The sequence below is a fragment of the Pseudomonas cremoris genome (genome assembly GCF_014230465.1).
The window spans coordinates 39,384-56,318 of record NZ_JAAXCY010000003.1 but is presented as its reverse complement, the minus strand read 5'-3'; the positions used below and the strand labels follow the sequence as shown (position 1 = coordinate 56,318).

The following is a 16,935-nucleotide window of genomic DNA, read 5'->3' as shown; positions in this document are numbered from 1 at the left end:
CGAATGGGCTCAGAGAGTGGCAAAGGCCGCAACAGGGCTGGCCAGTAGGCCGACGCCCGCCAGGATCAAGGCCAGCCTTGGCCGGTACGGCAACAGCAACACCAACAGCAACGCACTGAGCATCAACACTGCGCACCACTCCACCAGGCCCTGGCCCCAGCCCGCCACACTCACAGCCGGCCAGCTCGACACGATCAGTAGCAGCCATCCCGTCGCGCGCAAACCCAGGCGTCGACGCGCAGAAGGTTTGCTGTGCAGCAACTCGCCGTGGTGACGGTCGGTGGACAGGCACAGCGCGGTAAACCCGGCGTAGCACATCAGCAGCGAGAGCAGCATTCAGTGCGCCTCCTGCTTGAGCGTCAACGAGCGTGCACGTTCAACCTTGGGTTGCGCAGCGGTACGGTGCTGCATTTTCCACGCAGCCCAGCCGAGGAACACGCCGCTGGCCAGGCAAGTCAGGTCGAAGCCGGCCATGGCCCAGTCGCCACGGGCCAGTGAAGTGCCCAGGTGGTAAGGCGTGGTCAACGCGTTGAGCAGTGGGATCGCGATAAACAGCAACGCGCCGAAGCTCAATTGCTCGACCCAACCCTGGCGGCCACGGCGCAGGAGCGCGTGTAGCAGGCTCAAGCCCCAGGCGATGAAGAAGGTTTGCACTTCCCAGGTAGAACGTTCGGCGAAACTCACCGGTAGCAGGCGATTGGCCCAGAAGAACGCCGCAATGGCAATCATCAGCCCGGACATGCTGGCGATGTTCAGCACTTCCACCAGCCGCAACTCGAACGGCATCACCCCGGTTTTAGCGTGTTTGAGTTGACGTTTGCCGAGCCAGATCACCAACCCGGTGCCGATCATCGCCGTGCCTGCCAGGCCGCAGATAAAGTACAGCCAGCGCAGCACCGGGCCGGCGAAATGGCCCATGTGCAGGCCATAGAAACTGCCGCCGATCACCGCCGGAAGGGACGGTTCCCCGCTCACCCGCAACAGTTCGCCGGTAGTGCCATTGAAGGAAACAGTGCTGCCAAAGTCGTGCACCACGCTGTCGGCGCCGGCACGGAATACATTGACGGACGCGTTCACGTCACTCGGATTGTTCACCGCCACTCGTCCAACATGGCCACCCGCCCATTGTTCACGCGCTTTCTCGTACATCGGCAGCAATGGCAACAGTTTCCCCGGTTGACCGAGCGCGGGCGCATTGTTGGTGTTCGGGAACACCTCATTGAAGAACGCCCGGGTGTCATTGCCATAAGAGGCCAGGATCGGTGCCGGCATCACCATGCTCATGAAAATCACCAGGCTGCTGTAGGTGATCATCAAGTGAAACGGCAATACCAGCACGCCCACGGCGTTATGCCCGTCGAGCCAGGAGCGCTGGCCCTTGCGGGGGCGGAAGGTGAAGAAGTCCTTGAAGATTTTCTTGTGGGTAATGATGCCGGTGATCAGTGCGACAAACATCACCATGGCCGCAATCGTCGACAACCAGCGGCCCCACGGGTGAGGCATCTGCAACTGGAAGTGGAAGCGGTAGAAGAATTCGCCGCCCATGCTTTCACGGGCCTCTACGGCCTGGCCGGTGACTGGATCGAGGGTTTTCTGGATGAAGTTGCCACGTTTGCCCGGGTCGATCTTGTCTTGCCACATCACCGACAGGCCGGGGTCGCGGCTGTCTGGCAAGGTGATGAACCAGCGCGCGGCATTAGGCGCCTGCTGCTGCAGATAGGATTGGGCAACACCGAGGCTGCGCGCATCGTCCAGCGGGTGAGCCTGTACTTCGGGCTGCATCCAATGACTGATTTCATCCTTGAAATACGACAAGGTCCCCGTCAGAAAAATTGCAAACAGCAGCCAGCCAAAGATCAATCCTGCCCAGGTGTGCAACCAGGCCATGGCCTGACGGAAGCCCTCTTTCATGTGCGCGCCATCCACAGCCCAACGCCCGCCAGGGTGGCAAAGGCTGCGCTTGGCAACATCACACCAAACCAGGCGCGCCACGCGGTGCGACAGGCGAAACACCAGAGCACCGCCAGCAGGTAGAACACAAACGAACTCATCATCCCGGTGATCACCGCATCGGCGCGGGAAGTGGGCATCCACAACGCCAGGCAGATGGCGGCCAATGAAGCCATCAGGTAGCCGCCTACCACGGCCGCCAGCACACGTGAGGTGACGGCTAGACGGTAGAGCGCGGGAAGTGAGGTTTTGCTTTTCATGCGGGAGGCGCCAGTTTCATCAGGCCGCAATATTAATGATAAATATTCTCATAAGCAAAACAGAACGGATGAAACACCCGTGCTGGCGGATTGCCGAACTGTATCGGGCCGCCTACAATGCGAACAATTCTTGTTCTCTAAAGCGTGCCGATGCTCGCATGCTCGTAGCGAAGGGTGACTCCGTTGCAGCCGTCCACCATCGTCGAAGTTCTGTACAACGACCATCACCACTGGCTTACCGGCTGGTTGCGACGCAAACTCGGCTGCCCGGAAAGTGCGGCCGACCTGGCGCAAGACACCTTCATGCGTGTGCTCACCGCACGCGAAACACCCACGCTGGTTGAGCCTCGCGCGTTCCTCACCACTATCGCCAAGCGCGTGCTGTTCAATTTCTACCGCCGCCAGGACCTGGAGCGCGCCTACCTCGACGCCCTGGCGCAAATGCCCGAACACGTCGCACCGTCCGAGGAAGAACGCGCGATCATCTTGCAAACGCTGGTCGAGCTGGACCAACTGCTCGACGGCCTGCCAATCCAGGTCAAGCGTGCGTTCCTGCTGGCCCAACTCGATGGCCTGACCTACGCGCAAATCGGCGCGGAACTGGGCATTTCCATCGCCACCGTCAAACGTCACCTGACCAAAGCCGCCATGCGCTGCTACTTCGCCTTATGAATATCTCGACCCAAGTCGCCGAACAAGCCGTGCACTGGCTGATGGAAATGCAGCAAGGCGCCCTCAACCCGCGCCAGCAAGCGGCCTGGCAGCAATGGCTGAATGCCCACAGCGAGCATCAGCGTGCGTGGGACCATATGCAGCGCGTCAACCAGCGCCTGCGCGGCATGCCTTCGCCACTGGCTCACGCGGCATTAAACGCGCCGACGTCCAGCAGCCGTCGCCAGGCGCTCAAGCTGTTGTTGATCCTCGGTGCTGGCTCTGCGGCGGCCTGGAGCTTGCGCCAGCAACATATCCTGCCGCCACTGACCGCCGATTACCGCAGCCCCGTCGGCCAGCGCCGCAAGGTGCAACTCGCCGATGGCAGCCAATTGCAGCTCAATACCGGCAGCGCCGTGGATGTGCATTTCGACGGTCAACAGCGGCTGATCCGCCTGCTCGAAGGCGAGATCCTGCTGACTGCCATTAAAGGCAGCGCGCCGCTCAACATCCTGACGGGCCAGGGCCTGCTCACCAGCCAAGCGGCGCGCCTGAACGTGCGCCAGTTCAACGACCACACCCAACTGGCAGTGCTCGACGGCCAGGTCGAGGTCATGCCCAACACCTACAGCGGCCTGCCGCTGACAGTCCAGGCCGAGCACCAGGTCAATTTCACCCGCAAAGGCTGGGACACGCCGCGCCCTACCGACGCCAACAGCGGCGCCTGGGCCGATGGCATGCTGATGGCCGCGCACATGCGACTGGAAGACTTCCTCGGCGAGCTGGGCCGTTATCGCCGTGGCCAGCTCAATTGCGATCCGCAGGTGGCCAACCTGCTGATCTCCGGAAGCTACCCGCTGGATGACAGCGAACGCATTCTCGACCTGCTGGAAGTCAGCCTGCCGGTCAAGGTGCGGCGCTTTACCCGTTACTGGGTGACCGTCCAGGCCCGCGCCTGAATGTATTTACAAAAAGTGTGAGCCGTTTTCCACACCTCGCGTGACAGAGAAGGAAAGCCACCTTGATCCTTCCTTCTCAGGACCGCTCTTCATGCCCCAGCAACCGACGCTTCTTGCCCGCACCCTGCGCCAACTCCTACTTGGCGCCAGCTTGAGTCTTACCGCGCTGCCCGCTGTGATGGCCGCCGAGGCCAAGCCTTACCACATCGCACCGACCTCGCTGGAAACCGCACTGAACCAATTTGGTCGCGAAGCGGGCGTGTTGATTTCGTTCGGTTCCGAAGTCACAGCAGGTATGCAGAGCCGTGGCCTGTCGGGCAACTTCAGCGCGGCTGACGGTCTGCAGAAACTGCTGGAAGGCACCGGCCTGCAAGCCCGCGCCGAAGGCGACAATGCCTACAGCCTGCAACCGGCCAATGCGCCTGCCACTATTGAGCTGGGCACGTCCAGCGTGGTCGGCGACTGGCTCGGTGACGCTGCGCAAACCAACGTATTTGAACACCCCGGCGCCCGCGACGTGATCCGTCGCGAAGAATTCGAACGCCAGGGCGCCACCCAGGCTCGCGATGTGCTGAACCGCATTCCCGGCGTCAACGCCCCGGAAAACAACGGCACCGGCAGCCACGACATGGCGCTGAACTTCGGTATTCGTGGCCTCAACCCGCGCTTGGCGTCGCGCTCCACGGTGTTGATGGACGGTATCCCTGTGCCCTTCGCACCCTATGGCCAGCCGCAGCTTTCGTTCGCGCCCATCAGCATGGGTAACATGGACGCCGTGGACGTGGTACGCGGTGGCGGCGCCGTGCGTTACGGCCCGCAGAACGTGGGCGGTGTGGTCAACTTCGTGACCCGCGCGATCCCGGATGCGCCCACCGTCAAAGGCGGATTCCAGACTGAAACCAGCCCGTCTTCCAGCCACGATGGTTTCAAGACCACCGGCAACCTGCTGGCCGGCGGCACTGCCGACAACGGACTGGGCGGCGCGATCTTGTATTCCGGCACCCGTGGCGGCGACTGGCGTGAAAACAGCAACACGCGCATTGACGACCTGATCCTCAAGGGTAAATACCAACTGGACGAAGCCAACAGCTTCAATGCCATGGCGCAGTACTACGAAGGCCAGGCCGATATGCCTGGGGGCTTGAACGTCAAGGACTACAAGGCTGATCCGTATCAGTCCACCCGCCCCTACGACAAATTCTGGGGTCGTCGCACGATGTTCAACGTCGGTTACCGCTACGAGCAAGACCGTCGCGAATTCACCGTCAACAGCTTCTTCACCAAGACACTGCGCAGCGGTTACCTCGACCAGGGCACCTTCCTCTCGCTATCGCCACGCGAGTATTGGGTACGTGGTATCGAAACCCGCTTCGCCCAAGGCTTCGACCTGGGCCCTACCAGCCATGAAGTGGGCGTGGGCTACCGCTATATCAATGAGGCCGGCCACGAACTGCGTTACCGCACACCCATTGCCACTAACCAACAAATCCCCACCACCGACAGCCGCAACGACCGTGACACCCGTGGCGGTACCGAAGCCAATGCCTTCTTCGTCGATGACCGGATTGATATCGGCAAATGGACCATCACGCCGGGCATCCGCTACGAGATGATCGAGTCCCAGCAAACCAACAACCTGACCAACGTCAAATACAAGGGCGACTACAACACCGCACTGCCGGCGTTGAACGTGCTCTATCACCTGACCGACAGCTGGAACCTCTACGCCAACACCGAAGGTTCATTTGGCAGCGTGCAGTACAGCCAGATGCCCAACCGTGTGACCAGCGGCGCCGTCAAACCGGAAAAGGCCCGCACTTGGGAACTGGGTACCCGTTATGACGACGGCGCCTTGCGCGCAGAAATCGGCGCGTTCCTGATCAACTTCGACAACCAGTATGAAAGCAACCAGACCAACGACTCGGTGATCGCCCGCGGTGAGACCCGTCACCAAGGCATCGAAACCAGCGTCAACTACGCCCTCGACGGCTTGAGCCCGGTGCTGGCCGGTTTCGATGTGTACGCCAGCTACGCCTACGTCGACGCCACCATCCGCGAAGACGGCCCGAACAAAGGCAACCGCGTGCCCTTCTCGTCCAAGCACAAAGGCACCATGGGCGTGGGCTACACCGAAGGCCGCTGGAAACTGAACGTGGACAGCAGCTTCCAGAGCAGCCAGTTCGCCGACAACGCCAACACCCAGAAGGAAAGTGCTGACGGCAGCACCGGACGTATCCCTGGCTACATGTTGTTCAGCAGCCGTGCGGCGTACGACTTCGGCCCGCAGCTGTCGGACCTGAACGTGGCGGTCGGTGTGAAAAACATCTTCAACACCCAGTACTTCACCCGTTCGTTCGACGACAACAACAAGGGCAAGTACGTCGGCGAGCCGCGCACTGTGTACGTGCAGACCTCCATCGCGTTCTAACTGCCCGCCAGGCAACTGGGCGTCGCCGCGACCAGCGCATCGATGGCGCAACGGGTCTTGGCCGGCATATGCGGTGCGGTCGGCCAGACCACATGGATCGGCGCAGGTTGTTCGCGGTAGCCTGGCAGGACGGCTTCGAGTTGGCCGCGCAGCACGTAATGGGCGATCAACCAGCTGGGCAACCAGGCCAGGCCAACGCCGGCGATAGCGGCATCGGCCACGGCCTGGAGGTCGTCGAGCACCAGCGGCGATATCACCCGTGAGCGATGGGGGTGGTTGGTCCGGTAGGCAATACCTCGATGGCCTGTCAGATCATCGACAGACTCGATCGGGCCTACACGTTGCAAGTACGTTGGGGACGCCGCCAAGCCCATGGCCTGTTCACCCAGGCGACGTGCATTGAGGCGGTCGGTGTCGGGCAACTCACCGATGCGCACGGCAATATCGAAGCCTTCCTGCACCAGGTCGATCATGCGATCAGAGAAACAGACCTCGATCTCCAACTCTGGATAACGATCCATCAGCCCCCACAGTGCGGGCGCTGCATAGTGATGCCCGAAAGCCAGCGGCACGCTGGCCCTCAAGCGTCCACGGGGTTGCTGCCGACCGCTTTCCAGCACCGATTCGGCGGCCTCAAGTTCCGCCAACGCCCGCAGGCAATGCTCGTAGTACGCCTGCCCGTCTTCTGTCAGATGTTGACGGCGGGTCGAGCGCTGCAACAGGCGCGTACCCAGCCGCGCCTCCAACCGTGCCAAGCCCTTACCGACAGCGGAGCGCGTGAGGTTCAGCCGTTCGGCGGCCTCTGTCAGATTGCCGCTTTCCACCACTTGGAGGAACAGTTCAACGCCATCAAAGCGTGGGGTGGCCATGATTTTATTGTCGCCTCGCATTCCCTTATCAGCGGAAAACTTATCACGAATAAGTCACTGAATTCCCCTGAAAATAGCCCAACGTCATCTTTTCAGGAGCATCCCATGCCACCCGCCACCACGTTATCGGCCAGCACTACCCCAAGCACCGCCAGGAACGGCCTCGCCCTCACCGCCGTGTGCCTGGTGGCCCTGATGTTCGGCCTGGAAATCTCCAGTGTGCCGGTCATCCTGCCCACCCTCGAAGAGCAATTGGGCACCGGTTTCCAGGACGCCCAATGGATCATGAATGCCTACACGCTGGCCTGCACCAGTGTATTGATGGCGGCGGGCACCTTGGCGGATCGTTTTGGCCGTCGGCGCATGCTGGTGTTGTGCCTGTGGCTGTTTGGCCTGGCTTCACTCGCGTGCGGGCTGGCCAATGACGCTTCGACGCTGATCGTGGCACGTTTCGTACAAGGCATCGGCGCCGGCGCGATGATGATCTGTCAGTTTGCGATTCTGTCGCATCAGTTCCGCGAGCCGGCAGCGCGGGCACGGGCGTTTGCGGTGTGGGGTGTGATTGCGGGTATAGGCCTGGGGTTCGGCCCGATGGTCGGGGCATTGATCCTGGCGGTGGCGGACTGGCGCTGGGTATTTCTCGTACACGTACCGCTGACCTTGCTCACCCTGGGCCTGCTGCACATCAGCGTGCAGGAATCCCGCGATCCGGCTGGCCATCGCCTCGACATCGCCGGCATGCTCACCTTGACGCTTTCGGTGTTCGCCCTGGTGTACTTCATCACCCAAGGCAGCGAGTACGGCTTTGGCACACCGGCCATGCTCGGCTGGGCGGTTTTGTCAGTGGCAGGTTTGCTGCTATTCATCTTCATTGAACGACGCAGCGGCCATCCGATGTTCGACTTCTCGGTGTTTCGCATCCAACGCTTCAACGGCGCGTTGATGGGTTCCATCGGCATGAACTTCAGCTTCTGGCCGTTCATGATCTACCTGCCGCTGTATTTCCAGGCCGGGTTGGGCTACGACACGATGACCACCGGCGGCGCCCTGCTCGCCTATACCCTGCCGACCTTGCTGGTACCGCCGCTGGCCGAGCGCCTGGCCTTGCGCTATGGCGCCGAGCGCATCATTCCTCTGGGGCTGGGCTTGATGGGGGCGGGGTTCTTGAGCATGGCAGCCGTCAACAGCGCCGCCCAGCCGAGTATCGTACTGGTGCTGATCAGTTGCGTAATTGCCGGCGTCGGCCTGGCCCTGACCAACTCACCCACCACCAATACCACCACCGGTTCCGTCTCGGCGGATCGTGCGGGCATGGCTTCGGGCATCGACTTGAGTGCGCGATTGATCACCCTGGCGCTCAACATCGCGTTGATGGGGTTGGTGCTGCTGCTGGGCATCAGCCATCAACTGGCCGCTGTGTTGCCCGCAAGCACAGCAATGGATTGGCCAGCAATCAGCCAAAACATAGCGGCGGGCAAATTGTCGTCTTCGATAGGGCTGACGTTCGCCGATGCCCAGGGCGCGCTGCGTCACGGCGCTGGATGGGCCATGCTGTTTGCAGGTCTAGGGGCTTGCGGGCTGGCGCTGCTGAGCGGGCATTTCTTCCGGCGCAACCGGTAAACGCAAACGGGCCTGCAGATGCAGGCCCGTTTCTAGTGGGAGTTGAAAAAACTGTCAGCTATTCAGTGCAGCGTTTTCGTTTTCCAGGAATTCCTCTTCAAGCGCGTCGTCATTCACTTTGTTGGCCGGCAAGTTTTTCGCGGCAGCGCGTGGCTTGCCTTGCAGTTTGCCAAACAGATGATCCAACGCATGGTCCAGCTTGGTGGCCGCACCGTCGATCGCCTGCTCCAGGGTATCGGCTTTGTGCAGCACCGAAAGCGGTTGATGGCCTTTTGGCCGGGCTTCCAGACGGCAACTTAAATCGTGGGGACCGGGCTTGTCGCCGTTCTCATCCCGCAGGTAGACCTCCACTCGGGTCAGGTCTTCTTCGTAACGTTCGAGCGTGCTCTCAATGGTAGTACGTACCCACTCCTCCAGTCGGATGCTGCTTTCAATATGGTTATCGCTATTGACTTGGATTTGCATAGTTCTTCCCTTATTTCAGCTAGCTCGCGAGAGGTCACAACTGCAACACCGATGCGGTGAAACCATGACCTCTTGATTACACAATTGAGCAGTCAGCGAAACATTTCAACCCCTTTGCAAAGATAAATCCCACATTACAAATTAACCCTGACTACAAGCAAAAACGCTGTTAGGGTGGGGAGTTAGTTACATCTTCTTACGCCCAGCGAACCTCACAATTGCCCCTCTCCCAACGGGTGCAAACCGCGAAAAATCTCTGCTTCCTCCACCAGCCAATCATGCACTGCCCGCACGCCCGGATGGCTCAGCGCGCCCGGCGCATACAGCAGCACATAGCGTTTGTGATTAGGCACAGCGAGGCCGAATGGCACGATCAAGGTGCCGCGCTCCAGCTCATCGTTAAGCAAGGTACGCCGTGCGATGGCCACGCCCATGCCGGCAATGGCGGCTTCGATGGTCAGGTGGTTGCGGTTGAAGGTATGACCACGGCGCACGTCGGCTTCGTGATAGCCGATAGCATTCAGGTAAAACTCCCACTCCGCGTACTCATAACTCCCACGCCAAGCAGTAATGTCGTGCAGCAAGGGGAAGTGCACCAGGTCGGCTGGGCCATGCAACGGCGGGCGCCCGCGCAGCAAGCTCGGCGCGCACACCGGGAAGATTTGCTCATCCAACAGGGCTGTGGATAACAAGCCCGGGTAGCTGCCGTCGTTCAGGTCAATGGCCAGGTCGAAGTCACCTTCGTGCAGGGCGATGCTGCTGTCTTCGGCGACCAGGCGCAGTTGAATGTCCGGGAAGCGCTGCTGCAAACGTGGCAGGCGCGGGGTCAGCCACTTGCCGAGAAACGACGGAATCGAGCGCAACCGCAGGGTGCCGCTGATCATCCCCGCATCCAACCGCTGCAATTCAGCATCGATACTGCCGTAGGCCTCCCCCACCGTCGCCGCCAAACGCTGCCCCTCGGCACTGAGCTCTACACCGCGTGCGCGCCGGTGAAACAGACGAAAACCCAGGCGCTCCTCCAACTGGCGGATTTGTTGGCTCACCGCCCCCGGCGTGATGTGCAGCTCTTCGGCGCAGCGGGTGAACGACAAGTGCCGCGCGGCGCAGGAAAAAACGTGCAGCCAAACGTAAGTCTGGCCATGAAGGGGGCGGGTCATAGGGTTTAGTCCTGCTAAAGGGTGTCTTAGGATAATTCGTTGGTCAGTGCCGATCCAGACGCTCAGTATCGCGCCAATTGCGCTCGTCCTACAAAACATGGCAGCGATTCCTACTCCATTGCTTGTAAGGCTTTAGCATGGCTATCAGTGTTTTCGATCTATTCAAAGTGGGCATCGGCCCATCCAGCTCCCACACCGTCGGCCCCATGCGGGCGGCAGCGACCTTTGCCCAGGCACTGATCGATCAACATTTGCTGCGCGCCACCCGCCGCGTTGAAGTGCGCCTGTACGGCTCGCTGTCGGCCACCGGCGTTGGCCACGCCACCGACCGCGCCTGCGTGATGGGCTTGATGGGCGAGTGGCCGGACAAGGTCGATCCCACCACGATCAACACCCGCATCCAGCACCTGCGCGAATCCGGCCGGCTGTTGCTCGCCGGCGTCGAAGACATTGCCTTCAACTGGCACACCGACCTCCTGCTGCTGGACGAAAGCCTGCCCTATCACCCCAACGCGATGTCCCTGCACGCCTATGGCGACAGCGGCCTGTTGAGCGAACAAACCTATTACTCAGTGGGCGGCGGTTTCATTATCGAAGCGGCTGAGGCTGAATCGGGCATTGCGCCGACCAGCGATGTGGAATTGCCCTACGACTTCTCCAGCGCAGTCGAACTGCTGGCTTTGTGCAACAAGCACGGTTTGCGGGTTTCCGAGCTGATGATGGCCAACGAACGCGCCTGGCGCAGTGACGAAGACATCCGCAGCGGCCTTTTGCATATCTGGTCGGTGATGCGCGAGTGCGTGGAGCAAGGCCTGCGCGATGAAGGCATCTTGCCCGGCGGGTTGGATGTGCCACGCCGCGCCGCGAAATTGCACCGCAGCTTGTTGGAAATCGGCAAACCAAACGTAATCACGTCGACCTTGTCGGCCATGGAATGGGTGAACCTGTTCGCCCTCGCCGTCAACGAAGAGAACGCCGCCGGCGGGCGCATGGTCACCGCGCCGACCAATGGCGCCGCGGGGATCATCCCGGCGGTGCTGCATTACTACATGAAGTTCAATGCTGACGCGTCTGATGATGACGTGGTCAATTTCTTCCTGGCCGCTGCCGCCGTCGGCATCCTCTGTAAGAAAAACGCCTCGATCTCCGGCGCCGAAGTCGGCTGCCAGGGCGAAGTCGGTTCAGCCTGCGCCATGGCCGCCGCGGGGCTGGCCGACATACTCGGTGCCACTCCTGAGCAACTGGAAAACGCCGCCGAAATCGGCCTGGAACACAACCTCGGCCTCACCTGCGACCCCGTTGGTGGCCTGGTGCAAGTACCGTGCATCGAGCGCAACGCCATCGCCGCCGTCAAAGCGATCAACGCCACGCAAATGGCCCTGCGCGGTGATGGCAAACACTTCATTTCCCTCGACCGGGTGATCCGCACCATGCGTGATACCGGCGCCGACATGCATGACAAATACAAAGAAACTTCACGGGGCGGCCTGGCCGTGAGCTGGGTGGAATGCTGAGGAGCATTCCCTGACCGTCCCAACGTGAGCCCGCGCAAAAATAATAACGAGGCAATAACGATGACCGATGTACGTACACCTGCTGCCGAAAATCCTGCTGTAGAGAGCACCGTTACAACTGGCTGGACCCAACACGACACCACCTGGATGCTCGGCCTCTATGGCACCGCCATCGGCGCGGGCACGCTGTTTCTGCCGATCAATGCCGGGGTCGGCGGCTTCTGGCCGTTGATCGTATTGGCACTGCTGGCCTTTCCGATGACCTTCTTCGCCCACCGTGGGCTGACGCGCTTTGTGTTGTCGGGCAAATCCGGCGACATCACCGAAGTGGTCGAAGAACACTTCGGCGTCGGCGCGGGCAAGCTGATCACCCTGCTGTACTTCTTTGCAATCTTCCCCATCCTGCTGGTGTACAGCGTGGCGCTGACCAACACCCTCAGCAGTTTTATGGAACACCAACTGCACATCGCGCCGCCGCCCCGGGCGATCCTGTCGCTGGTGCTGATCCTCGGCCTGATGGCCATTGTGCGTTGCGGCCAGGGCGTGATCGTCAAGGCCATGAGCGTGCTGGTGTACCCATTCGTCGCCGCCCTGCTGTTGCTGGCGTTCAGCCTCATTCCTAACTGGAACGGCGCGTTCTTCGCCTCAGCCAGCGATGGCATGCCCCTGCCACTGTTCTTCAAGACCCTGTGGCTGGCGATCCCGGTGATGGTGTTTTCCTTCAACCACTCGCCGATCATCTCCGCGTTTGCCGTCGACCAGAAACGCGTGTACGGCGCGCAGGCCGAGCGTAAGAGCAGCGGCATTCTCGCCACCGCCCACAGCATGATGGTGTTGACGGTGATGTTCTTCTGCTTCAGCTGTGTACTGGCACTGTCGCCGGCAGACCTGGCAGCGGCCAAGGCCCAGAACATTTCGATCCTGTCGTACCTGGCCAATCACTTCCAGACCCCGGTGATCGCCTACGCCGCGCCATTGATCGCACTCGTGGCCATTACCAAATCCTTCCTCGGCCATTACATCGGCGCCAGCGAAGGCTTCCAGGGCTTGATCGTCAAATCCCTGCGTGGCCGTAACCGTTCGATGTCGGCCAAATGGCTGGAACGCAGCACTGCGCTGTTCATGGTGCTCACCTGCTGGGCTGTCGCCACGTTTAACCCAAGCATCTTGGGCATGATCGAAACCATGGGCGGGCCGATCATCGCGTGCCTGCTGTTTTTGATGCCGATGTACGCGATCCGCCGCGTGCCATCGCTGCGCCAGTACTCGGGTCAGGTGTCGAATGTGTTTGTGGTGGTGATCGGGCTGATTGCGCTGTCTGCGATCGTTTTTTCGGTACTGCCCTGAAACAAAGCAAAAACCTAAAGCACAGCACTGAGTAAATGTGGGAGCGGGCTTGCTCGCGAAGGCGGTGTATCAGTCAATGAATGCTTGGCTGATGTACCGCTTTCGCGAGCAAGCCCGCTCTCACATTGGGGCTCCATAAGCAGGAAGAGCGCCGCACGGCACGCCCTTTGCTGTACAGCTATTGAGGAAAACGGACCTTGCGAAAACCTCAGCGACGAAGTGGCCGGTGGTCAGGAGACGCGAACTATTCCCGATGCCGGTCGTCAATGACTGCATGTTCTTATCAGGCGGTAACGCACCATGGACAATCCTTTTCAGATCATCACCGACACTTTCACGCCAAACTACCGTGTCAACCTGAGTATCCAACGGCTGGATGGCAGCATCATGCTCACTCTTTCCACTGAGTCGGGTGTGGTGGCCAAGCGCATGATCAGCGCCGAGCAACGCAACGACCCGCAACGGCTTAAACGCCTGGTACAAAGCATTCAATTCGGCATTGCCATCGAGCAGGGCCACAGCGCCATGGAGATCCTGGCGGTGATGACCGATGGCGATCACAAACTGTTGCAACGACCGCCCACCAGTTCCCTGCCCTTCAGCGTCGGGCTTTAAAGCTCACCCTTCTCGGTTTCCAGGCTCGCCTCGCCTTTGCGGCGCGGGCCTTCGACCTTCACCGACGGAAACGCCGACGAGGCGTAGCGCACCACCAGGATCGAGAACGCCAACAGCAGAATCCCACCGCACAGGTAGATGATGCCGATGTCAGGCGGGTTGTGGTGGGACACGTTGGAGATCAGCAGGCGCGTCAGCGCGGTGATCGCCACGTAGATCAGGAAGCGCACGGGCATGTGGTTGGTCTTGAAATAAATCCCGACCATCGCGCCCAATTCCAGGTAGATGAACAGCAGCAAGATGTCATCGATCTTGATGTGCCCGTTCTCCAGCATCCCCAAAAATTCCATCACCGCCGCCCATGCGGTCACCGCACCAATGGCGAACAGCGCCAGGTAGTGGAACGACTCGACAAACAGGTTGCCCAGGGACTCGGCCAGTTCATGGACGTTCTGGCGCAGCTTTTCGGCCCAGTTGATTTTCACGATGATGCTTCCTTAGGTCGGCTCGACCGGATAATGCGGGTTAGACGTGACCGTTGTTCTGCATGCAGAAAAAAGGCCAGCGACCGGTATAAGATGATGGCGGGGTGACATGAGGCACTGCAAACCTGTATTTACGGGCTACATTAAAAAACTGCTACCCAAACCCCACGGTTTGGCTTACCCTTTTAGCTGTATATAAATACAGTAGTCGCAAAAGATAACTATCGTGAAGGCATGTGAGGTGGTGAATGGCCGTCGAAGTGGTATACCGCAGCAGCCGAGATCTGGAGCGTTTGTTCATGGATAAAGCCGAAGCTGACCGTCATGACAAAATGCTTGAACTCGCTGAGTTGCTGGCAGAAGTGTTGCAAAAAGCCGTGCCGTCCCTGAGCGAGCAGCAGGTCGAAGAAGCCGGGATCTACATGGCGAAGAACCGTGATGTCTTTGCCAAGGCGTTCAAGAGCCAACCGGACGCGCTGTCCGAATTGCTGAACGCTCCGGCGGAATAAAGCCCGAATTGAACAGGCCCTGAATCATTGATTCAGGGCCTTTTTAATGCGTGGGTCATTTGTACAGCAGGCGCTCGGCCAGTTCGTCCGCCACCCGTGCAGGGGAGCGCTTCTCAGCTTGAGCGTGGGCGAAGATTTCCGTGAGGCGTGTGCCGATATTCGCCAGGTGCGCGGTGATATCCGGCAATTGCGCGCCGTTGTGCTTCAGCGCGACGTAGATCAGGCCGCCGGAATTGATCACATAGTCGGGCGCATAGAGAATGCCGCGCCCTTCCAACTGATCGGCAATGTCCAGGTTGGTCAGTTGCGCGCTGGCTGAACCGGCCACGGCGGCGCAGCGCAGTTGGCCGACACTTTGGCGGTTGAACACCGCACCCAGGCCGCACGGCGCGAGGATGTCGCAAGGCGTGCTGAGCAAGGCATCGTTGGCGATGGGGTGGGCGCCCAGTTGCTCCATGGCCAATTGCACCTTGCCGTGGTCGATGTCACTCACCAACAACTCGGCACCGGCGGCGTGCAGTTGTTCGGCCAGGGCGTAACCCACGTTGCCCAAGCCCTGGACCGCCACGCGCAAGCCTTCGAGGTTGTCGCTGCCCAGTCGCGCCATGGCCGTGGTGCGAATCCCCGCGAACACGCCCATGGCTGTGTGAGACGAAGGGTCGCCGGCTGCCGTGGTACTGGTGACAAAGCGTGTCTGTTGGGCAATGCAATCCATGTCGGCGACCGAAGTGCCGCTGTCGATGGCAATGATGAAACGGCCATCGAGTTTTTCGATGCAGCGACCAAAGGCTTCAAACAGCGCCGCACGGCTTTCTACATGCACGGGACGGATGATCACTGCCGTACCGCCGCCCACCGGCAGGCCGGCCAGGGCCGCTTTATAGCTCATGCCCTGGGCCAGGCGCGCGGCATCCGCCACGGCGCTTTGGTCGTCGGGATAGGAGAGGTAGCGACAGCCGCCAAGGGCGGGGCCCAAGCGGCTGTTATGGATGGCAATGACCGCTTTAAGCCCGGTGACCGGGTCGACGCTCAGGTGCAGCGATTCAAGGCGGGTGCTGTGCATGAGAGCAAACATCGTCAGGCTCCCGAATCACTTCTGGTAGTGGCCCAAGTATAGGCTTGCGGTAGAAAACTGCCGGACCACGCTGGAATAAGCCGACCGGTTTTGCAGGCCCTGAGACATAAGCGCGCGGGATATTTCTCAAGCCACTGGACGAAAATTCCCAGCAAGGCTAAAACGGGGGCATCCGCCGGAGAATGCAATGAATCCCCGCAAAGCCTTTTTCGCCTGCCTGGAACGTTCCCCCCCTGCGCTGTTTGAAGCAGCGCTGTGGATTGCAGCCGAGCATGACGCGGCCGTGCAACCGTTGGTGATCCTGCAGGAGCTGGCGTTACTGCAACAGCAGGTCGGTATAGGCATGCCCATGCTGCCGCCGGACGAGCTCGGGCAACCGTTACTGCGCCGCCTGAATGACCTGGGGTTCGCCCAGGACGACTTTACCCCCCTACGCCCCGCCGCTGCCTTGCTGGATAAGGTGTTGCAACGCAAACGCGGACAGCCGCTGGCGATGGGCTTGATTGCCCTTGAGCTGGCGCGTCGTCTGCATATCCCGATGGTCGGTGTGAATTTTCCGGGGCACTTCCTGCTGCGGGTGCCCGGCGCAGACCACCTGCTGGACCCGTGTGGCGGCCGGCGCCTGTACCCCAACGATTGCCGCGAGCTGCTGCATCGCCAATATGGGCCCAACCTCAAGTTGCAGTCCGATCACCTGCACACCGCCGACCCGCGCTCGATCCTGCAACGGCTGTCGCGCAACCTGCGCCAGTTGCACCTTTCCAACGACGCGCCGCTGGACGCCCTGGTGGACGCCGAACGTGTGCTGGAGTTGGGCAATGCCAGCGCCGCCGATTACCTGGCGCGGGCCAGCCTGTATCAACGCCTGGATTGCCCGAATGCCGAGCGCTTCGACCTGGAGCACGCGCTGCTGCTCAGCGAAGACCCGATCCAGCGCCTGCGCCTCACCGAGCGACTCGGGCACCTGCCACCCAACTCGGTGGTGCACTAGGACTGTAGTGAGCGGGCTTGTCCCGCGCTGGGGGGCG

At 60.7% G+C, this 16,935-nt stretch carries 17 protein-coding genes; 9 read left to right on the top strand and 8 right to left on the bottom strand.

The features are described 5' to 3' along the window. Window positions 1-9: 9 nt before the first annotated feature. The 3 genes from HF257_RS06955 to HF257_RS06945 are packed head-to-tail and all read right to left on the bottom strand — an operon-like array spanning window position 10 to window position 2,210. The gene (locus HF257_RS06955) at window positions 10-336 is read right to left on the bottom strand and encodes a DUF3325 domain-containing protein (protein ID WP_185707737.1); all 327 of its coding nucleotides are present in this window, start codon (window positions 334-336) and stop codon (window positions 10-12) included. Further along, window positions 337-1,911: a PepSY-associated TM helix domain-containing protein gene (locus tag HF257_RS06950; RefSeq protein ID WP_185707739.1), complete on the bottom strand. Its 1,575-nt coding sequence runs from the start codon at window positions 1,909-1,911 to the stop codon at window positions 337-339. It abuts the gene before it with no gap. Next, window positions 1,908-2,210: a DUF3649 domain-containing protein gene (locus tag HF257_RS06945; protein WP_122306279.1), complete on the bottom strand. Its 303-nt coding sequence runs from the start codon at window positions 2,208-2,210 to the stop codon at window positions 1,908-1,910. Before HF257_RS06945 ends, HF257_RS06950 begins: the two co-directional genes overlap by 4 nt. Window positions 2,211-2,393: 183 nt before the next feature. On the opposite strand from HF257_RS06945, the gene HF257_RS06940 reads away from it, so the two are divergent. The 3 genes from HF257_RS06940 to fecA all read left to right on the top strand — a co-directional run bounded on the left by HF257_RS06940 (window position 2,394) and on the right by fecA (window position 6,248). Beyond that, window positions 2,394-2,882: a sigma-70 family RNA polymerase sigma factor gene (locus HF257_RS06940; protein WP_185712086.1), complete on the top strand. Its 489-nt coding sequence runs from the start codon at window positions 2,394-2,396 to the stop codon at window positions 2,880-2,882. Beyond that, on the top strand, window positions 2,879-3,820 hold the full coding sequence (locus HF257_RS06935; protein WP_185707745.1) for a FecR domain-containing protein: 942 nt from the start codon (window positions 2,879-2,881) through the stop codon (window positions 3,818-3,820). The genes HF257_RS06940 and HF257_RS06935 overlap by 4 nt, the downstream gene beginning before the upstream one ends. A gap of 91 nt (window positions 3,821-3,911) precedes the next feature. Beyond that, on the top strand, window positions 3,912-6,248 hold the full coding sequence (fecA, locus tag HF257_RS06930) for a TonB-dependent Fe(3+) dicitrate receptor FecA (protein ID WP_185707747.1): 2,337 nt from the start codon (window positions 3,912-3,914) through the stop codon (window positions 6,246-6,248). On the opposite strand, the gene HF257_RS06925 is transcribed toward fecA, so the two are convergent. Continuing rightward, window positions 6,245-7,117 carry a LysR family transcriptional regulator gene (locus tag HF257_RS06925; protein WP_185707749.1) on the bottom strand — a complete coding sequence of 291 codons (873 nt, stop codon included), beginning with the start codon at window positions 7,115-7,117 and terminating at the stop codon, window positions 6,245-6,247. The two genes, fecA and HF257_RS06925, sit on opposite strands and share 4 nt — an antisense overlap. A 105-nt stretch (window positions 7,118-7,222) precedes the next feature. Here HF257_RS06925 and HF257_RS06920 point away from each other — a divergent pair, with 105 nt between their 5' ends. After that, window positions 7,223-8,737, top strand: coding sequence for an MFS transporter (locus HF257_RS06920; RefSeq protein WP_185707751.1), 1,515 nt, complete (start codon window positions 7,223-7,225; stop codon window positions 8,735-8,737). 54 nt (window positions 8,738-8,791) lie between these two features. Here the strand turns inward: HF257_RS06920 and HF257_RS06915 are convergent, their stop codons facing one another. Both HF257_RS06915 and HF257_RS06910 read right to left on the bottom strand, forming a co-directional pair. After that, window positions 8,792-9,202, bottom strand: coding sequence for an HPF/RaiA family ribosome-associated protein (locus HF257_RS06915; RefSeq protein WP_185707753.1), 411 nt, complete (start codon window positions 9,200-9,202; stop codon window positions 8,792-8,794). Between the two features lie 212 nt (window positions 9,203-9,414). Next, the gene (locus HF257_RS06910) at window positions 9,415-10,362 is read right to left on the bottom strand and encodes a LysR substrate-binding domain-containing protein (protein ID WP_185707755.1); all 948 of its coding nucleotides are present in this window, start codon (window positions 10,360-10,362) and stop codon (window positions 9,415-9,417) included. Window positions 10,363-10,499: 137 nt separating this feature from the next. Here HF257_RS06910 and HF257_RS06905 point away from each other — a divergent pair, with 137 nt between their 5' ends. The 3 genes from HF257_RS06905 to HF257_RS06895 all read left to right on the top strand — a co-directional run bounded on the left by HF257_RS06905 (window position 10,500) and on the right by HF257_RS06895 (window position 13,838). Then, window positions 10,500-11,876: an L-serine ammonia-lyase gene (locus HF257_RS06905; RefSeq protein ID WP_185707757.1), complete on the top strand. Its 1,377-nt coding sequence runs from the start codon at window positions 10,500-10,502 to the stop codon at window positions 11,874-11,876. Window positions 11,877-11,936: 60 nt separating this feature from the next. Next, on the top strand, window positions 11,937-13,223 hold the full coding sequence (locus HF257_RS06900; RefSeq protein WP_185707759.1) for a serine/threonine transporter: 1,287 nt from the start codon (window positions 11,937-11,939) through the stop codon (window positions 13,221-13,223). Between the two features lie 300 nt (window positions 13,224-13,523). Then, window positions 13,524-13,838, top strand: a complete 315-nt coding sequence (locus HF257_RS06895) for a DUF3509 domain-containing protein (protein WP_185707761.1) — start codon at window positions 13,524-13,526, stop codon at window positions 13,836-13,838. On the opposite strand, the gene HF257_RS06890 is transcribed toward HF257_RS06895, so the two are convergent. Then, window positions 13,835-14,323 (bottom strand): phosphate-starvation-inducible protein PsiE, encoded by a 489-nt coding sequence (locus HF257_RS06890; RefSeq protein WP_176994956.1) that lies wholly within the window; start codon window positions 14,321-14,323, stop codon window positions 13,835-13,837. The genes HF257_RS06895 and HF257_RS06890 overlap by 4 nt on opposite strands. 248 nt (window positions 14,324-14,571) lie before the next feature. Between HF257_RS06890 and HF257_RS06885 the strand changes: the two genes are divergently transcribed. Continuing rightward, on the top strand, window positions 14,572-14,832 hold the full coding sequence (locus tag HF257_RS06885) for a YebG family protein (protein WP_012722374.1): 261 nt from the start codon (window positions 14,572-14,574) through the stop codon (window positions 14,830-14,832). Between the two features lie 55 nt (window positions 14,833-14,887). On the opposite strand, the gene HF257_RS06880 is transcribed toward HF257_RS06885, so the two are convergent. Then, entirely contained in the window at window positions 14,888-15,907 is a 1,020-nt protein-coding gene (locus tag HF257_RS06880; protein WP_185707763.1) for a Glu/Leu/Phe/Val dehydrogenase family protein, read from the bottom strand. Window positions 15,908-16,094: 187 nt separating this feature from the next. On the opposite strand from HF257_RS06880, the gene HF257_RS06875 reads away from it, so the two are divergent. Then, window positions 16,095-16,898, top strand: a complete 804-nt coding sequence (locus HF257_RS06875; protein ID WP_185707765.1) for a SirB1 family protein — start codon at window positions 16,095-16,097, stop codon at window positions 16,896-16,898. Window positions 16,899-16,935: the final 37 nt, after the last annotated feature.

Bases quoted from the DNA above. Each gene is read 5' to 3' on its own strand.
- HF257_RS06950 (WP_185707739.1), bottom strand. From the start codon at position 1,911: ATGAAAGAGGGCTTCCGTCAGGCCATGGCCTGGTTGCACACCTGGGCA.
- HF257_RS06875 (WP_185707765.1), top strand. From the start codon at position 16,095: ATGAATCCCCGCAAAGCCTTTTTCGCCTGCCTGGAACGTTCCCCCCCT.
- HF257_RS06885 (WP_012722374.1), top strand. From the start codon at position 14,572: ATGGCCGTCGAAGTGGTATACCGCAGCAGCCGAGATCTGGAGCGTTTG.
- HF257_RS06880 (WP_185707763.1), bottom strand. From the start codon at position 15,907: ATGTTTGCTCTCATGCACAGCACCCGCCTTGAATCGCTGCACCTGAGC.
- HF257_RS06955 (WP_185707737.1), bottom strand. From the start codon at position 336: ATGCTGCTCTCGCTGCTGATGTGCTACGCCGGGTTTACCGCGCTGTGC.
- HF257_RS06945 (WP_122306279.1), bottom strand. From the start codon at position 2,210: ATGAAAAGCAAAACCTCACTTCCCGCGCTCTACCGTCTAGCCGTCACC.
- HF257_RS06895 (WP_185707761.1), top strand. From the start codon at position 13,524: ATGGACAATCCTTTTCAGATCATCACCGACACTTTCACGCCAAACTAC.
- HF257_RS06915 (WP_185707753.1), bottom strand. From the start codon at position 9,202: ATGCAAATCCAAGTCAATAGCGATAACCATATTGAAAGCAGCATCCGA.
- HF257_RS06900 (WP_185707759.1), top strand. From the start codon at position 11,937: ATGACCGATGTACGTACACCTGCTGCCGAAAATCCTGCTGTAGAGAGC.
- HF257_RS06905 (WP_185707757.1), top strand. From the start codon at position 10,500: ATGGCTATCAGTGTTTTCGATCTATTCAAAGTGGGCATCGGCCCATCC.
- fecA (WP_185707747.1), top strand. From the start codon at position 3,912: ATGCCCCAGCAACCGACGCTTCTTGCCCGCACCCTGCGCCAACTCCTA.
- HF257_RS06910 (WP_185707755.1), bottom strand. From the start codon at position 10,362: ATGACCCGCCCCCTTCATGGCCAGACTTACGTTTGGCTGCACGTTTTT.
- HF257_RS06925 (WP_185707749.1), bottom strand. From the start codon at position 7,117: ATGGCCACCCCACGCTTTGATGGCGTTGAACTGTTCCTCCAAGTGGTG.
- HF257_RS06935 (WP_185707745.1), top strand. From the start codon at position 2,879: ATGAATATCTCGACCCAAGTCGCCGAACAAGCCGTGCACTGGCTGATG.
- HF257_RS06920 (WP_185707751.1), top strand. From the start codon at position 7,223: ATGCCACCCGCCACCACGTTATCGGCCAGCACTACCCCAAGCACCGCC.